Source organism: Curvibacter cyanobacteriorum, from assembly GCF_028649475.1.
GTDB lineage: Bacteria > Pseudomonadota > Gammaproteobacteria > Burkholderiales > Burkholderiaceae_C > Curvibacter > Curvibacter cyanobacteriorum.
In genome coordinates this window covers 440,607-458,190 of the sequence record NZ_JAQSIP010000003.1, presented here as the reverse complement: position 1 = coordinate 458,190, position 17,584 = coordinate 440,607, and the positions used below count along the sequence as shown (strand labels likewise).

General features: G+C 70.0%; 10 protein-coding genes. 5 read left to right on the top strand and 5 right to left on the bottom strand.

What is annotated here, in order from left to right; genetic code table 11:
• The first annotated feature begins 82 nt into the window (after positions 1-82).
• The 3 genes from dnaG to rpoD all read left to right on the top strand — a co-directional run bounded on the left by dnaG (position 83) and on the right by rpoD (position 6,723).
• On the top strand, positions 83-2,149 hold the full coding sequence (gene dnaG / locus PSQ40_RS08650; protein WP_273950638.1) for a DNA primase: 2,067 nt from the start codon (positions 83-85) through the stop codon (positions 2,147-2,149).
• A 495-nt stretch (positions 2,150-2,644) separates the two neighbouring features.
• A complete protein-coding gene (locus PSQ40_RS08645) occupies positions 2,645-3,982 on the top strand; it encodes an MFS transporter (RefSeq protein ID WP_273950636.1) in 1,338 nt (445 codons plus the stop codon).
• Between the two features lie 374 nt (positions 3,983-4,356).
• Positions 4,357-6,723 carry an RNA polymerase sigma factor RpoD gene (rpoD, locus tag PSQ40_RS08640; RefSeq protein ID WP_273950634.1) on the top strand — a complete coding sequence of 789 codons (2,367 nt, stop codon included), beginning with the start codon at positions 4,357-4,359 and terminating at the stop codon, positions 6,721-6,723.
• Between the two features lie 127 nt (positions 6,724-6,850).
• Here the strand turns inward: rpoD and PSQ40_RS08635 are convergent, their stop codons facing one another.
• From PSQ40_RS08635 to imuA, 4 genes are all read right to left on the bottom strand, one after another.
• On the bottom strand, positions 6,851-7,969 hold the full coding sequence (locus PSQ40_RS08635) for an alpha/beta fold hydrolase (protein WP_273950633.1): 1,119 nt from the start codon (positions 7,967-7,969) through the stop codon (positions 6,851-6,853).
• A 199-nt stretch (positions 7,970-8,168) separates the two neighbouring features.
• On the bottom strand, positions 8,169-11,339 hold the full coding sequence (locus tag PSQ40_RS08630; RefSeq protein ID WP_273950631.1) for an error-prone DNA polymerase: 3,171 nt from the start codon (positions 11,337-11,339) through the stop codon (positions 8,169-8,171).
• Positions 11,336-12,646 (bottom strand): Y-family DNA polymerase, encoded by a 1,311-nt coding sequence (locus PSQ40_RS08625; RefSeq protein WP_273950629.1) that lies wholly within the window; start codon positions 12,644-12,646, stop codon positions 11,336-11,338. The genes PSQ40_RS08630 and PSQ40_RS08625 overlap by 4 nt, the downstream gene beginning before the upstream one ends.
• A 241-nt stretch (positions 12,647-12,887) precedes the next feature.
• The gene (imuA, locus tag PSQ40_RS08620; protein WP_273950628.1) at positions 12,888-13,754 is read right to left on the bottom strand and encodes a translesion DNA synthesis-associated protein ImuA; all 867 of its coding nucleotides are present in this window, start codon (positions 13,752-13,754) and stop codon (positions 12,888-12,890) included.
• A 293-nt stretch (positions 13,755-14,047) separates the two neighbouring features.
• Here imuA and PSQ40_RS08615 point away from each other — a divergent pair, with 293 nt between their 5' ends.
• The gene (locus tag PSQ40_RS08615) at positions 14,048-16,504 is read left to right on the top strand and encodes a hypothetical protein (RefSeq protein WP_273950626.1); all 2,457 of its coding nucleotides are present in this window, start codon (positions 14,048-14,050) and stop codon (positions 16,502-16,504) included.
• A 30-nt stretch (positions 16,505-16,534) separates the two neighbouring features.
• Here the strand turns inward: PSQ40_RS08615 and PSQ40_RS08610 are convergent, their stop codons facing one another.
• Entirely contained in the window at positions 16,535-16,819 is a 285-nt protein-coding gene (locus tag PSQ40_RS08610) for a VF530 family protein (protein ID WP_273950624.1), read from the bottom strand.
• Positions 16,820-16,906: 87 nt separating this feature from the next.
• On the opposite strand from PSQ40_RS08610, the gene PSQ40_RS08605 reads away from it, so the two are divergent.
• A complete protein-coding gene (locus PSQ40_RS08605; protein WP_273951154.1) occupies positions 16,907-17,578 on the top strand; it encodes an NUDIX domain-containing protein in 672 nt (223 codons plus the stop codon).
• Positions 17,579-17,584 lie beyond the last annotated feature (6 nt).

Genomic DNA, 17,584 nt, shown 5'->3' with positions numbered 1-17,584 from the left:
GAGCCGCCCTCCTCAAGCCCGAGGCCTGATCCATCGAGTTGGATATAAATGTAAGCAAGAGTTTAAGGGGACAATACGCGGCGTGACGATTCCCCAGTCTTTTATCCAGGAGCTGCTTGCTCGCGCCGACGTGGTCGAGATCGTCGGCCGGTATGTGCCGCTCAAAAAGGCCGGCGCCAACTTCATGGGCCTGTGCCCGTTCCACGGCGAAAAATCCCCCTCTTTTTCGGTCAGTCCCACCAAACAGTTCTACCACTGCTTTGGCTGCGGCAAGAACGGCAACGCCATCGGTTTTCTGATGGACCACGGCGGCATGAGCTTTCTGGAAGCCGTCGATGACCTGGCCCAGCAGTACGGCCTGCAAGTGCCGCAGGATGACCTCTCGCCCCAGGAAAAAGCCCGTGCCGCCGAGCAGCGCCAGCGCCAGTTGAGCCTCAGCGACGTGCTCGAAAAAGCCGGCGACGCCTACCGCAAGCACCTGCGGGCCTCGCCCAAGGCGGTGGCCTACCTCAAGGGCCGCGGCCTGTCGGGCGAGATTGCCAAGCGCTTTGGCCTGGGCTATGCGCCCGAGGGCTGGCGCAGCCTGGCCAGTGTGTTTCCGGAGTACGACAGCCCCTTGCTGGCCGAGTGCGGTCTGGTCATCGTCAACGACGAAGACGCCAAGCGCTACGACCGGTTCCGGGACCGGATCATGTTCCCCATCCGCAATGTCAAAGGCGAGTGCATCGGCTTTGGCGGGCGGGTGCTGGGCGACGAGAAGCCCAAGTACCTGAACTCCCCCGAAACCCCGGTGTTCAGCAAGGGCCGCGAGCTGTACGGCTTGTTCGAGGCCCGCACCGCGCTGCGGGAGCAGGGCTATGCGCTGGTCACCGAGGGCTACATGGACGTGGTGGCGCTGGCCCAACTGGGCTTCCCGAACGCCGTCGCCACCCTGGGCACGGCCTGCACCACGGACCACGTGCACAAGCTGTTCCGCTTCACCGATGCGGTGGTGTTCAGCTTCGACGGGGACGCCGCGGGGCGCCGCGCCGCACGCAAGGCGCTCGATGGCGCCCTGCCCTACGCCACCGACACGCGCAGCGTCAAATTTCTGTTCCTGCCCGCCGAGCACGACCCCGACAGCTTCATCCGCGAACACGGCGCCGATGCCTTCTCGCGCCATGTGGCCGAAGCCCTGCCGCTGAGCCGCTTCCTGATCGAAGCCGCGCGCGAGCAGTGCGACCTGGGCACGGCCGAGGGCCGCGCCCGCATGGCCGCCAACGCCCGCCCCCTGTGGAGTGCCCTGCCCGAAGGGGTGCTCAAACGCCAGCTGCTCGGTGAACTGGCCGAGCTGGCCCAGCTGCCCGCGGCCGACCTGGCCGCCCTGTGGCAGCAGGCAGGGGGGACGGCGGCGGGCCGCAGCGGTTCGCGCGGGGCCCCCGAGCCCGACGATGCGCCCGACTGGCATGGCGGTCACAGCCAGGGCGCGCCGGGCGGCGGCTGGCACGACGGCGGCGCCCAGGCGGGCGGCGGCCCGAGGGGCCAAGGCGCCGCAGGGGGCCCTGGCGGGGGCTTCAAGCGCTTTGACAAAGGGGCCTTCAAAGGCCCGTTCAAGGGCGGCCAGGGCCCGGGCGGCTTCAAAGGCCCCGGTGGCGACCGCGACGGCTGGCGCGGCGGCAAGTGGGGCCAAAAGCCCGAAGAGAACGACGACGGCCCGCGCACGCCCCCCGTCACCCGGGCCGACCACGCGGCCCGCCTGCTGCTGTCTCACATGGGCGCGCTGGACCACCTGACCCATGAAGACCACCAGATGCTGTGCGAACTGCCGCCGCCCCACGGCCCGCTGTTCGTCTGGCTCGAAAGCCAGTACCACGAGCATGGCGCTGTGGCCTGGGCGGTGCTGCGCGAAAGCCTGCGCCAACAACCCTTCGATGCCCTGGCCACGCGCTTGATGACCGGCTCGCACGCGCAAACCGAGGGCGAGATCAAGGAACTGCGCGCCGAGCTGCGCGGCGTGCTCAACCGCATGCTGGTGGACCGCCTCAAGCAGCTGGAGAACGAAGCCATCGTGGCCGTGCGCAGCGACCCCAGTGCCCTGGAACGCTACCGGCACCTGTTCAAGCGCCGTACCGAACTCGAACTCAGCCTGCAGCGCGTTTCGATCCAGTGACGGGCGGTCGCCCTGGCGGGCTGCCGCACCGACCTTTCAGCACCTTTGAAAGCCTTGGAGCGGCTGCCAGCACCGCTCAACACCTCCCAGCACCTCTTAGTGCGTCTCAAAGCCTCTCAGCACCTGGGCCGCCACCGCCCGGTCCTGCCCACCGCCCTCCGACCATGCGCCCCGCCAGAGGTAAGGGCTGGCAACATGGTGCGCAGCGCACTGACATCGCCCCCCCGGGTTCTGCGGTCGCTGAGGTGGCCCCCGCGGTGCCGGCGGGGGCGGGGGCTGGGCGCTGGGGCGGGTGCAGGCGACCCGGCAGGCGGCGCCAGGTGCCCCCCTGTTGTGCCAATTGGATACCCCTGCAGCGCGCACCGCGACTAGGCTGGGCCCCCCTGTGGCCTGCGCTGAAGGCGGTGCCCTGAGCGGGTGCGGCCCCGGCGCAGCCCCGATCCCGGCGGCCTGTGCAGGCCGGATCGGCACAGACCATCCCTGGCTGGAGACCCCGTGAACCCTGAAGCACCCCCTCAATCCCCGCTTGGGGACGCCACGCCCCGGCCGCCTGCAGCCCCGACGCCCCAGACGAAGGTACCGGGCCCGCGCAGGGCCCTGTCGGGCCTGGCGACCGCTTACCTGGTGGTGCTGTGCGGCATGGCGGGCGCGCTGCATGTGGCCAAACTGGCCCCGGCCGTGCCCTTGTTGCAGGCCCAACTGGGCCTGACCCTGCCTGAAGCGGGGCTGATGCTGTCGGCGGTGCAGATCGCCTCCATGCTGCTGGGGGCTGTGTTGGGCCTGTTCTCGGACCGCATCGGCCTGCGCCGCTGCATGCTGATCGGCCTGCTCATGCTGACCCTGTCCAGCGCTGCCGGTCCGCTGTGGCCCACGGCCGGCTTCATGCTGGCCTGCCGGGCGCTGGAGGGCATTGGCTTCCTGCTGGTGTTCATGCCCGGCGTGAGCTTGATCCGCCAGTTGGTCAGCACCGAGCAAATGCCCTTCATGTCGGGCGTCTGGGGCACCTGCATGCCGCTGGCCACCGCGTTGGCCTTGCTGGGTGGGCCGCTGTTGCTGCCCTTGCTGGGCTGGCCGGACTGGTGGTGGCTGATGGCCGCCCTGAGCGCCGTGATGGCCCTGCTCATGACCCTGGGGGTGCCCAGCGATGCCGCGCGCGCCGCGGGCCAGCCCGACGACGCGGTCGAGGCCCAAGCCGGCCTCGCGGGCCTGTGGCTGACCCTGAGCTGCCAGGGGCCCTGGCTGGTCGCGCTGAGCTTTGCGTTCTACGCCGCGCAATGGCAGGCGGTGATGGGCTTTCTGCCCTCGATCTACGCCAACAGCACCCTCGGCGTGGGGCTGACCGCGGTGCTCACCGCCCTGGCCGGGGCGGCCAACATCCTGGGCAACCTGGGGGCCGGCCTGCTGCTGCAGCGCCGGGTGCCGCCGGCGCGGGTGCTGGCGTTTGGCTTTGTCAGCATGGCCGTCGGCGCCTGGCTGGCGTTTGAGCCGTTCTGGCCGCTGCCCGCCGCGGTGCGCTACCTGGCCTTGCTGGCGTTTTCGATGCTGGGCGGGCTGATCCCGGGCAGCCTGTCGCTGTTGGCGGTGCGCCTGTCGCCGAGCGAAAGCACCATCTCGACCACCGTGGGCTGGATGACCCAGTGCTCGGCCCTGGGGCAGTTTGCCGGGGCCCCGCTGGTGGCCTGGGTGGCCGCGCGCAGCGGGGGCTGGCAATGGACCTGGGTGGTGGCCGGGGTGTTCTGCCTGGGCGGCTTGACCGTGAGTGTGTGGGTGGGGCGAGCGCTGGCCCGCACCGTGCCGCGCCCTGCCGGGGGCCCCCAAGGCTCGGCCAGCTGATCCGGGCAGGGGGCTGGGCCCCCTGGACGCGACCGCCAAGCCCTGAACCGGGCGGCGGTGATGCACCCTACCCCTTGAAAAACAGATTCATCGGTATAATGTAAGGTTTGCATCGGCAAGAGCGACAGCAGCACCTCCGGTCCGGGCCCGCACCGACCCCTTCATACGGGGCACGCGCCCAACATTCGCAAGGACTGCACACCAAATGATCGCCCAGACATCTTGCCCTTGAGAAGCGTGCGGCCGCGTCCCAGTTGGGCTGCCGGCTTCTCGACAGCCAAGCCGCCTCCGGGCTGCCCTTGGCTGAGCCACCCGCGCCGGGATTGTGGCGCTTGCGTGTTCTTTGTGTCCCATTTTGATCCTGAGGTTGTTTCATGCCCGCTCAAAAGTCCGCGAAGTCTGCTCCGTCAAGCCCGAAATCCGACGCCAAGGCCGCCCCTCAAGCCGCCGCCAAGACTGCTGCCGCCGCGTCCAGCACGCGCCCATCAGCCAAGGTGACGACCCCGTCTGCCAAGAAAGCCACCACAGTGCCTGCCTCGAAATCCAAAGCTGAAGCCCCCACCGACGAACTGAAGAAAACCGCCAAGGCCACTGCCGCGGCGGGCGAAGACGCCCCGGTCAAAAAGAAGCCGGGCCGCCCGCCCAAGGCCGCTGCTGACAAAGACGGCACCGCCCCCAAGGCCACCGGCGCCAAGCGCGGTCGCAAGCCCAAGGCCGATGCCGCCAAGGACAGCGTGGACGATGACCTGGACCTGTCCGACATCGAAGCCGACCTCGAAGGTGAAGTCGAAGCCACGCCCGCAGCCACGACCGAAAAGGTCAAGCCGCTGCGCATGAAGATCAGCAAGGCCAAAGAGCGCGCGCTGATGAAGGAATTCGGCCTGGACGAAACCGTCCTGTCCGAAGAAGACATGGCCAAGCGCCGTTCGCGCCTGAAGACCCTGATCACCCTGGGCAAGACGCGCGGCTACCTGACCCAGGTCGAAATCTCCGACCACTTGCCCGACAAACTGGTCGATGCCGAGACCATGGAAGTCGTGGTCACCATGCTCAATGACATGGGTGTGGCGGTGTACGAGCAGACGCCCGACGCCGAGACCCTGTTCCAGAACAACGTGACCCCGACGGCCGCGACGGTCGAGGAAGCCGAAGAAGAAGCCGAAGCCGCCCTGTCCACCGTGGACAGCGAATTCGGCCGCACCACCGACCCGGTGCGCATGTACATGCGCGAAATGGGCACGGTTGAACTGCTGACCCGCGAAGGCGAAATCGAAATCGCCAAGCGCATCGAAGGCGGCCTGATGGCCATGATGGAAGCCATCTCGGCTTCGCCGGCCACCATCGCCGAGATCCTCAACATGGGTGAGGAAATCCGCGAAGGCAAGATCGTCATCTCGACCATCGTGGACGGCTTCTCCAACGCCAACGAGGCCGACGACTATGTGGCCGAAGAAGACTTCGACGAATTCGACGAAGCCGACGACGACGACGGCAAGGGCGGCTCCAAGGCCCTGACCAAGAAGCTCGAAGAACTCAAGCGTGAAGCCCTGTCGCGTTTCGACAAGCTGCGCGAGCTGTTCGAGAAGATGCACAAGATCTACGACAAGGAAGGCTATGGCGGCCCGGTCTACATGAAGACCCAGCAGCAACTGTCGGCCGAGTTGATGACCATCCGCTTCACCGCCAAGACCATCGAGAAACTGTGCGATCTGGTGCGCAGCCAGGTGGACGACGTGCGCAAGAAAGAACGCGAACTGCGCCGCATCATCGTGGACAAGTGCGGTATGCCGCAGGAAACCTTCGTCAAGGAATTCCCGCCCAACCTGCTGAACCTGAAGTGGGTCGAAAAGCAAGCCGCGGCCGGCAAGCCCTGGTCGACCGTGATGGCCCGCAACATCCCGCCGATCCAGGAACTGCAGCAAAAGCTGATCGACCTGCAATCGCGCGTGGTCGTGCCGCTGCCGGGCCTGAAGGACATCAACAAGCGCATGAACGAAGGCGAAGCCGCCTCGCGCGATGCCAAGAAGGAAATGATCGAGGCCAACCTGCGCCTGGTGATCTCGATCGCGAAGAAGTACACCAACCGCGGTCTGCAGTTCCTGGACCTGATCCAGGAAGGCAACATCGGCCTGATGAAGGCGGTGGACAAGTTCGAATACCGCCGTGGCTACAAGTTCTCGACCTACGCCACCTGGTGGATCCGCCAGGCCATCACGCGCTCGATCGCCGACCAGGCCCGCACCATCCGCATCCCGGTGCACATGATCGAGACCATCAACAAGATGAACCGCATCAGCCGCCAGCACTTGCAAGAGTTTGGCTTTGAGCCCGATGCGTCCATCCTGGCGGCCAAGATGGAGATCCCCGAGGACAAGATCCGCAAGATCATGAAGATCGCCAAGGAGCCGATCTCGATGGAAACCCCCATCGGTGACGACGACGACAGCCACCTGGGCGACTTCATCGAGGACGGCTCCAACACCGCCCCGATCGACGCGGCCATGCAGGCCGGTCTGCGCGACGTGGTCAAGGACATCCTTGACGGCCTGACCCCGCGCGAAGCCAAGGTGCTGCGCATGCGCTTCGGCATCGAGATGTCCACCGACCACACGCTGGAAGAAGTCGGCAAGCAATTTGACGTGACGCGCGAGCGCATCCGCCAGATCGAAGCCAAGGCCCTGCGCAAGCTCAAGCACCCGAGCCGCAGCGACAAGCTGCGCAGCTTCATCGATTCGCTGTGAAGCCTGGCCCCCTGGGGGGCCGCCCAAGCGCTCAAGTGCGCACTGAATCAGCCCCTGCACCCTGCGGTGCCGGGGCTTTTTTCATGCCCTCGCCGCGGGCTCGGCGGGGCCTGGAAAGCCCGGGGGCTCAGGGCGCACCGACCACCGGCGCCGTCTGCAGCAAGGCCTCGACCGCGCCCTTCCAACGGCGTGCCTGGGCCAGGGTGCCGTGGCCCGAGGTGTCGGGGCCGCCGGGCACCAGTAGCACCTGGCCGTGGGGGATGCGGCGCATTTCACGCTCCATCACCCCCAACTCGGGTGGGTTGCGCTCGTCATCGGCCGAGTTGATGGCCAGCACACGGGCCCGGATGCGCTCCAGCCCCGGCGAGGGATCGAAGTCGCCCGAGGCCTCCCACTGGTAAAGGTGGTCGTTGGCGTCGCCGCGGAACGGCGCCTGTAGGCGCTGGTTGAGCAACTGGTCGGCCTTCTCGCGCGTGGGCGCCAGGTGGTACAGGCCCTGGTTGCCGCCGTTGGTGGCGAGGTTGAAGTACACCGAGGCAAAGGCCAGGCTCGGCGGCTGCTGGGTGTACTGACCGCCCTGCCAGGCGGGGTCGTTGCGGATGGAGTCGATCACCAGGCGGCGCAACATCCAGTTGCGGCCCGACATGGGCACCGGCAACGAGGCCATGGGCACCGCGATGTCCATGAAGTCGGGGTACTGCTGCGCCCACAGCCAGGTGTGCATGCCGCCCATCGAGTAGCCCAACACCATGCGCAGGTGGCGCACCCCCAGGTGCTGCGTCAGCAACTGGTGCTGGGCACGCACCATGTCGGCGTAGTTGTAGCGCGGGAAGCGCGTGCGCAAGCCCTCGGAGGGGCGGGAGGACTGCCCCGTGCCGATGCCGTCGGGCAGGATGATGAAGTAGCGGCTGGCGTCCAGCGGCTGGCCGGGGCCAAACAACTCGCCGCCAAAGGCCGGGTTCAACAGACCCGCCCCCGACCCATTGGTGCCGTGCAGGATGAGCACCGCGGGTTTGTCGCGCGTGCCCAGCGTGGTGTAGTGCAGACGCAACTCGGGCAGCACCTCGCCGGTGTGAAAGCGAAAGTCCTTCAGCACCGCCTGGCCGTGCTGCGCCGCGGGCAGGGCCGTCGGCGCGGGCGAGGCGGTGGCGGTCGGGGCGGCGACCGCGGGCGTGGCGGGGCTGGTCGGGGTCTGGGCCAGCGCGTCGGGGGCGCTGGCCAGGGTGGCGGCGAGGGTCAGGGCCATGGTCTGCAACAGGGGGAACGGTCGAAACACAGAAGGCCGCGCAGGCGCGGCCGATGAATGCAACATGGGGAGGTCTCCAGGGCTGGCGGCCCGTGCGCTGGCACGGGCTCATCAGGAGCCTGCAAATTAACACCGCCAGCCCCGGCGGGTCGGGGCGCTTTCGGGTTTTCCCGATGGGCACATACCCTGGATCGGCGGGTCAATGGAAGTCGCGGCTGCGCGGTGCCAAGGCCCCGAACTGGGCCTGCAACAACGGGGTCAGGTCTTTGAGGCGGCGCGCGATCAGGTGGGCCACGTCGCCCTCGCGCTGCCACTGCCCGTCCACCGCCAACAAGGTCGACTCGAGCAGGGCCGCGCGCTGCTGCTCACGCAGCTGCGGCCAGACGATCACGTTGATGCAGCCGGTCTCGTCTTCGAGCGTGACAAACACCGTGCCCTTGGCCGTGCCGGGGCGCTGGCGCACCGTGACCAGACCACAGGCCCGCACCAGGTGACCGTTGCGCACGTGCTGCAACTGGGCTGCCGTGAACAGGCGCTGGCGGTCCAGCGTCGGGCGCAGCAGGGCCAGCGGGTGGCGGCGCAGGCTCAGGCCGGTGGCCGCATAGTCAAACAACACGTCCTCGGCCTCGCCAGGGGCGGGCAGTGTCAGCTCGGCCTCGTGCACCGGGGCCTCGCGCAACAAGGCCGGGGCCTGGCGCAACGCGCTGCCCTCCCAGACCTGCTGGCGGCGGTGACCGGCCAGGCTGGCCAGGGCGTCGGCGCTGGCCAGGGTGGCGAGGTCGCCCGCGTCCAGCTCGGCGCTCCGGGCCAGGCCTTGTACGGTCATGGGCTGGCCCTGGCGGCGCAGGCGCACGATGCGGCGCGCCACCGCCTCACCCAGGCCTTTGACACGGTTCAGCCCCAAGCGCACCGCGGGCACGGCAGCGTCCGCCTCAGGCCCCAGGGGCTCGAGCGTGCTGAGCCAGTCGCTGTGCAGCACGTCGACAGGCCGCACCGTCACGCCATGGCGGCGCGCGTCCTGCACCAGCTGGGCCGGGCCATAAAAGCCCATCGGCTGCGAGTTCAGCAAGGCGGCCAAAAAGCAGGCCGGGTGGTGCTGCTTGACCCAGGCGCTGGCGTAGGCCAGCAGCGCAAAGCTGGCGGCGTGGCTTTCCGGAAAACCGTATTCCCCAAAGCCCAGCATCTGCTGAAAAATCGCCTCGGCGAACTCGGGGCTGTAGCCCCGTGCCGTCATGCCCTGCAGCAGGCGGTCCTGAAAATGCTGCAAACCGCCCTTGCGCTTCCAGGCGGCCATGCCGCGGCGCAGCTGGTCGGCCTCGTCGGCGCTGAAGCCGGCCGCGTCCATGGCGATCTGCATCACCTGTTCCTGGAAGATCGGCACGCCCAAGGTGCGGCCCAGCGCGGCCTCCAGACCCGGGGGACCCTCGGCCGGCTCCAGGCCCTGGCGGCGCCGCAGGTAGGGGTGGACCATGCCGCCCTGGATGGGCCCGGGCCGCACGATGGCCACCTGCACCACCAGGTCATAAAAGCAGCGCGGTCGCAGGCGCGGCAGCATGCTTTGCTGGGCCCGCGACTCGACCTGGAACACGCCCACCGTGTCGGCCCGGCACAGCATGTCGTAGGTGGGGCGGTCGCCCTCGGGGATCTCGCTGAGCGTGAACGGGCGGCCGCGCCACTGGCCTATCAGCATGAACGCGCGCTGCAGTGCGCTCAACATGCCCAGCGCTAGCACGTCGACCTTGAGCAGGCCGACCGTGTCGATGTCGTCCTTGTCCCATTCGATGCAGGTGCGTCCGGCCATGCTGGCGTGGACCACGGGCACCGTGGCGTCGAGCCGGTCGCCGGTCAAGACAAAGCCGCCCGGGTGCTGCGAGAGGTGGCGCGGAAACCCCAGCAACTGCTCGACCAAGGCCTGCCACAGCGGCAGGCGCACCTGCTCGGCCGCGGCCCCCTGCGCCACCAGGCGCTGGGCCAGGGTGGCGGGTTCGCCCCACTCATGCGGGCGGCTGGCCAGCGCATCCACCACGGCGGGCGCCACCCCCAGGGCAAAGCCCACGTCACGGATGGCGCTGCGCAGCCGGTAGCGGATGACCACCGCCACCAGGGCCGCGCGGGCCCGCCCGTACTTGGCGTAGAGGTACTGGATCACCTCCTCGCGGCGCTGGTGCTCGAAGTCGACGTCGATGTCGGGGGGCTCACGGCGGGCCCGGCTGATGAAGCGCTCGAACAGCAGGCTGCTGCGCGCCGGGTCCACCTCGGTGATGCCCAGGCAATAGCAGACCGCCGAATTGGCCGCCGACCCCCGGCCCTGGCACAGGATGTGGCGCCGGCGCGCAAACTGCACCACGTCGTAGACGGTCAGGAAGTACGTCTCAAACGCCAGCTCGCTGATCAAGGCCAGCTCGTGCGCCAACTGGGCCTGCACCGGGGCCGGGGTGCCGTCGGGGTAACGGCGGCGCTCGCCTTCGGCCACGCACTGGCGCAGGTAGTCGGTCGGCGTCAGGCCGGCGGGCACCACCTCTTGCGGGTACTCGTAGCGCAGCTCGTCGAGGCTGAAACGGCAGCGCTGGGCGATGCGCACGCTTTCTTCGAGCAGCGCGGGCGGCAGCAGGCGCGCCAGGCGGGCCCGCGAGCGCAGGTGGCCCTCGGCATTGGGCTGCAAGGCCAGACCGCAGTCGGCCACCGGGCGGCGCAGGCGCAGGCTGGTCAGCACGTCCTGCAAGGGCTTGCGCGAGCGCCGGTGCATCAACACCGCGCCGCAGGCCACCAGGGGCAGCCCCGCCGGGTCGGCAGCCTCGCGCAGGGCCTCCAGCCAGCGCGCATCGTCCATGCGCAGGGTCTGGGTGACGGCCAGCCAGGCGCGTGACGCAAAGGCCTGGGCCAGGCGCCGGGCGACCCGCGTCAGGGCCGCGGTGTCGGGGGCGCCTGCGCGCTGCGGGTTCCACAGGGCCAGGCAGCCGTCCAGTCGGCGCGGGTCGGCCAGCAAGTCGGCCCAGGCCACCTGGTAGGCGCCCTTGGGGTGGCCGGCACGGACCCGGGTGATGAAGCTGCACAGCTGCGCGTAGCCACGCCGGTGCTGGGCCAGCAAGACCAGGGTGCCCGCCCCCACAGCCCCCTCGGCCAGGGTCTCGGCGTCCAGCGCAAACTGGGCCCCGATCAACAGCGGCAGACCACACTCGCGGGCCCGGGCATGGGCTTGCACCACCCCGGCCAGCGAACACTCATCGGTCAGGGCCAGGGCGCTGTAACCCAGGGCCTGGGCCCGGTCGATCAGCTCGGCCGGGGTGGAGGCCCCACGCAGAAAGCTGAAGTTGGAACAGGCTTGCAGCTCGGCATAGGCGGGCAGGCCCGTGCTCGGGGGCAGCGTCATCCGAACACCCCATGCAAATACCAGCGCGCGCCCAGGGGGTCGGCCCCGCCGCGATCGCGCACCCGGAACACCCACAACAAGCCGGCCCGGGCGCTGCGGGCGACAAAGTAGTCGCGCAAGGTGAGGCCGGCCTCGGCCCCCGGGCGGGCGTCCCACCAACCGGCCTCGATGCGCTCGGGCCCGGCCAGCAGGGCCAGTGCGCCGTGGTAGTGCGGGCGCTCGCCGACACAGCGCAAGGCCAGGGGCTGGGGCAGCAGCCAGGGCGGTTGCCCCCAGCCCAAGGCCGGGCCCAGGGCCGGGTCGGGTGAACGGGCTGGCGGCGTGCCGGGCGGCGCCACGGCAGGCCACCAGCGCTGCCGGTGCTGGGGCCGGTGGTCGGCTTGCAGCTCGCCTTGCAGCACACGCTCGGGCCCCAGGCGGGCGGCCAGGCGCTCCAGGCACTGGGCCAGCGGCTCGCCCGCGTGGCGGTCCTGCGGCAGCAGGCTGGCGGTGTCCGGGGCCCAGGTCTGCACGCCCAGGGCGCGCAGCGACACCGCCTGCACCGGCGCGGGCCAGACCACGCGGGCCAGGTGCTCGTGCAGCAGGCGCAGCCAGTGGGCCCCGTCCCGGCTGGCTTGGGCGCTGTGCACGCGCAACTCGCCGTGCGGGGGGCAGCCGCGGCGGGCGTCGTGCTGCCAACGCAGGCCAACCCCCGTGGCCCCGGCCTGGCGCGCGGCCAGCCAGTCTTGCAGGGCTTGCATCAGGGCTTGCAGCACGGGCGCCAGCGCCGCGCTGTGGGCCTCGGGTTCGGGCAGTTGGCACTGGGGCTCAAACTGCTCGGGCAGGCTTTCCCAGGCAAACACCTCGTCCTGCCGGCCATAGGCCTGGTCCAGCGCGCGCAACAGGCCGGCGCCAAAGCGCCGGGCCACCCCGGCCCGCGGCAGGGCACGCAACTGCCCCAGGGTGCGGCAGCCCAGGCGCGACAGCAGGGCCGCCTGCGCCGCGGCCTCGCTGAGGCAGCTCAGCGGCAGGGCATCGAGGCGGGCGGTCAGGGTGTCGGCGCCACAACGGCGCGCACGCTGGCTGCCTGGGGGCAAAGAGCGGGCCAAGGCCAGCGCAGCGCGACCGGTGGGCGCCAGGCCCAGGCGGTCCACCCCCAGGGCCTGCAACTCGCCCAGCACGCGGCGCAGCAGGGCCCGGTCGCCCCCAAACAGGCGCAGGCTGGCCTGCAGCTCCATCAACACCGCGCCCTCGAGGCAGGTGACGCGGGGGGTGTAGCGCAAGGCCCACCAGACCCGGCGGCGCTGTGCCTGACAGGGGTCGTCCAAAGGGGTGACCTCGCCCCCAGCCGGGGGATCGATCTCGGGGGGGTGGCCTGCGCGGAGCCCAGGGACGAGCCCCCCTGGGGCCTCGGCGGAGTGTGCGGAGTGTGCGGAGTGTGCGGAGTGCGCGGCGGGTGTGCCGGGTGTGCCGGGTGTGCCGGGTGTGGCGGGGATGGCGGGGGTGCCGGCCCCGGTGGCCGGGTCGGACGCCCCCCCGGCGACGGCAGCGCTCAGCGGCGGCGCGGGCTCAGGACAGGGTGCGGGCAGCAGGGCGATCCACCACATGGGCACCTCGGTCTGAAACCGCGCGGGCGGCACGCCCCCCGACACGGAAGGCGCTGGGGTCCGTGGCCTCCGGCGCCAGCACCGGGATCCCCACCGGGTGCATGGAGGGCCCAGACGGCACAGACGGCACAGACGGCACAGGCGGCCAGGTGGGCCGGGGCCGCAGGGCCGGTGGCCGCGCGGCCGCCAGCCACAGCGCTTGGCTCAGGGCCTGGCCGCGGCGCTTGAACACGTTCAGGCTCAGGCCGTCCTCGGCGCCTGCGCTCAGGCCGATCCGCAACGGCGCCGGGGACGACTGCGCTTGCACGCGCCAGGGCCGCAGGGCCCACAGCCCAGGCGGCTGGGGCTGCGCCCCGGCCTGCGCGGCCAGGTGCAGGCGACGCAGGCTGCTGGCCTGGCTGGCCGGCCCCTCGGGCAGCCAGACCAGCAAGGCCGCCAGGTCACGGCAACGCAGCGCCTGTTCGGCCACCCACAAGCGCTCGGCCGGGGTTTGGGCCTGCACCCAGCGCAGCGCCGACACCCGCAGCCCCTGGGCCGCCAGTGCCGGCAAATAAGGCACCCACGGCGGCCCCACCAGCAAGACCGTGCCCTGCTGCGACAGCGGCGCCAGCGCCGGCGCCAGCAGGCGCCACTCGCGCCAGCCGGCCTCGGGCTGCAGCAACTCGGTCAGCTGCCCGGCCGGCCAGCCGCCGCCCGGCAAGACCGCATCGAGCGCGGCAAAGCCGGTGCTGAACACCGGCCCCTGTGGCGCGCCCAGCTCGCTGGCGCGCCACAGCGCCGGAATGCGGTGCAGCAGCGCGTGGGACGGGGACAAAGCGGTGGATGGCATCGGGGCAACACAGCAGAAGTAGGTGGAACAGCACACGGGGCCTGAAGGCCCATAAAACTGTTTATTTATACAGTATTTTGAGCGCAAGGTCTGGGCTTGTCCAGCCCAAGCCCCCGCCCCCCACTCGGCGACTTCGGCACGACATCACGGCAAAACACCTGCGTGACTGGAATCCCCTTGATCCGCGTGTTACAAACCGTTCATCGTTCCTTGACCCCACGCGGGCCCCGCCCGGCGTCCCCTGCCCCCGCTTGCGTTGGGGGCCCTGAGTCCCAAAGATGTCCATGAAGAAAATGACCCGAAAACTGAGTCTGGCCCTCGCCTTGGTGGGCAGCGTGATGCTGGCGGCCTGCGGCGGTGGCGGTGGTGGCGGCAGCAGCACGGTCAGCACCGCCATGGTGGACAGCTACGGCGTGGCCCAGCCCAGCAGCTTTGACGGGGGCTCGGCCAGCGCCGCCGGCATCAATGGCACGGCCGCCGATGGGGCCGTGCTGCCCAACGCGCTGGTGACGGTGATCGACAACGCCGGCCGCAGCGTGAGCACCAGCACCGACAGCCAAGGCATTTACCGCGCCCGCATCGACGGTTTTGTGCCCCCCTTGCTGGGCGTGGTCACCAAGCCTGACGGCTCGCGCTGGTACGCCCCCTCGCTGAGCACGCCCGTGGCGCGCGGCTTTGTGCTGCTCAACCTGACCGGCCTGACCGACAAGCTGGTGTCGGACGTGGCCACGGCCGCCGGCAAGACGGGCTCAGCCCAGCTGACCCCGGCCCTGCTGGCCGCCAACACCGCGGCGCTGAGCAGCGCCAAAGCGGCCCTCAACAGCCAGCTCAGCGCACAGATCAGCGCAGCCGGTCTCAGCACCACCGGCTTTGACCCGGTCACCACCTTGCTGACCCCCAGCAACACCGGCCACGACCAGTTGCTCAACGGCCTAGCGATCAGCAACAGCGCCACCACGGCCACCGTGATCGGCACCCGCTACAGCCTCGGCGGCAGCGTCAACGGCCTGGGCAGCGCCACGGGCCTGAGCCTGCTCAACGGCAGCGAAACCCTGAGCCTCCCGGCCGGCGCCAGCAGCTTCAGCTTTGTGCGCAAGATCGCCCCGGGCAGCCCGTACAACATCAGCGTGGCCAGCCAGCCCAGCGGCCTGACCTGCGCCGTCAACAACGGCAGCGGGGTGATGGGCAACGCCGCCCTGACCAACGTGGCCGTGGTCTGCAACACCACCACCCTCAGCCTGGGCGGCAGCGTCAGCGGCCTGACCAGCAGCGGCCTGGTGCTGGCCAATGGCAGCCAAACCGTGGCAGTGCCCGCCAACGCCAGCGGCTTCACCTTTGCCAACGCCCTGCCCCAGGGGGCCAGCTACTGGGTCACGGTGCAAAGCCAGCCCAGCGGCGCCACCTGCACCGTGCAAAACGGTGGCGGCAACATCGCCAGCAGCGCGGTCACGTCCGTCAAGGTGCTGTGCGTGGTCAACACCTACGCCCTGGGGGGCAGCGTCAGCGGCCTGAGCAGCAACGGCCTGGTGCTGGGCATCACGGCGCAGACGGTCAGCGTGCCCGCCGGCGCCGCCAGCTGGAGCTTCCCCGCCGGCGTGGCCGTGGGCGTGAACTACAACGTCACCGTGCGCGCCCAGCCCGTGGGCGCCAATTGCAGCGTCAGCAACGGCAGCGGCACCATGGGGGCGGCAGCCGTCAACTCGGTGCAGGTCAGCTGCCAGACTGGCGGCTTCAGCCTGGGCGGCAACATCAGCGGCCTGACCAGCAGCGGCCTGGTGCTGAGCGCCGCAGGCCAAACCCTCAGTGTGCCGGCCAACAGCAGCAGCTTCAGCTTCGCCAGCACGGTGCAGGCCGGCAGCAGCTACAACGTGCAGGTCAGCAGCCAACCCGCAGGCCTGACCTGCAGCGTGAGCAACGGCAGCGGCAGCATGAACAGCGCCGTCAGCAACGTCGGGGTGACCTGCAGCAGCAGCGCCTCGACCCTGGGGGGCAGCATCACCGGACTGAGTGGCGCGGGCCTGGTGCTGGCCAGCAACGGCCAGACCCTGAGCCTGACGCCGCCGATCAACAGCTTCACCTTCCTGGCCCCGCTGGCCAACGGCACGCCTTACAACGTGACCGTGCCGACCCAGCCCACCAACCAGTACTGCACCGTGGGCAATGGCACGGGCACCATGGGGGGCTCGGCGATCACCTCGGTGGCCGTGAGCTGTGGGCAGAACACCTTCACCCTGAGCGGCACCACCGTTGGGCTGACCGGACCGCTGACCCTGACCTCCACCACCGGGACCGAGACCGTGGCCGTGAGCGCGGCCTCGCCGGGCTTCAGCTTCCCGAAACCGGTGGCCACGGGCACGGCCTACCGGGTCTACACGCCCTTCCCGGCGCTGCAAGCCTATGGCTGCAACGCGGTGTCCGGGGCCATGCCGCCCGGCGGTGTCACGGTGCGCATGGCCTGCTTTGACCAGTACCCGCACACCCTCAGCACCACCGGGTTGGCCGCGGGCGCCAGCATGGACTTCACGCTGACCTACAGCTACCCCAGCGGCCAGTCGCCCGACCTGACCGACACCGTCACGCGCACCATCACCAGCCAGGGGGGCACGCTGAACTACTACCTGCCGGTGGGCGCCACCTACAGCTACACCGTCAGCAGCCAGCCGGCAACAGGCAGCTGCGCGCTGGCCAACAACTCGGGGCAAGGCACACAGACCACAGGCGGCAGCCGTGTCCAGTTTGTCTGCCAGTGACGCCTGCACCCGCCGGGCGCCGGCGGCGACTCAGTCGGCGCCGGGGGGCGGTGCCGACGCGTCACCGCCCTGGCGCCGGATGTCGCGCAGCATGAACAGGTACAGGCTCTCCACCTTGTCGCGGGCCCAGGGCGTCTTGCGCAGGAACTTCAGGCTGGAGGCCACACTGGGCTCGAAGGTGAAGCAACGGATCGGGATGCGCTGGCCCAATTCCGCCCAGCCAAAATGGTCAACGAGGGCGATGACAATGCGCTCCAAGGTCATGCCGTGCAGCGGGTTTCGGGCCTGTGACGGCGGCGTGGGGGTGTTTTGCATGGCCCCATTTTCCCCGACCTGCGCGCCCTGCCCGGCCCCTGAACCACCCGCCTGATGCCCCTGAAGCCTTCACCCGCCATGACCTCGATGCCCCAGCCCCTCACGGACACCGCCCCCGGCGCCCCCAGCAGCGCCCCGGTGCGCCTGCTGGAGACCACCGAACTGGCCCACGACTGGACCCGGCTGAGCAAGACCCGCTTCGAGTTGCAGACCCGCGATCAGCGCCGCCTGGTCACCACGCGTGAGATCTACCACCTGGGCGACGGCGCCAGCGTGCTGCTCTACCACCGGGGCCGTGGCACCGTGCTGCTGACGCGCCAGTTCCGCCTGCCGGCCTTCCTGACCGGCAGCGCCGATGGCCTGCTGATCGAAACCTGTGCCGGCCTGCTCGACGGCGACGACCCGGCGGCCTGCGTGCAGCGCGAAGCCCAAGAGGAAGTCGGGCTGCGCGTGCACCGCCCGCAAGCCGTGTTCCAGGCCTACATGAGCCCGGGCTCGGTGACCCAGAAGCTGCACTGCTTCTGCGCCGAATACGACGACGCCCCACTGAACCGCAGCGGCGGCCTGGCCGACGAGGGTGAAGACATCGAGGTGCTGGAGATGCCCTTGAGCGAGGCCCTGGCCGGTGTCTACGACGGCCGCATCCAGGACGGCAAGACCATCATGCTGTTGCTGCATGCGGCCCTGGTCGGGCTGGACGGCCTGAGCCGCGGCGCCGTGCCCCCGAGGCCTGCGCCCCCCGCACCAGCCCGGCCCTGACGCCCC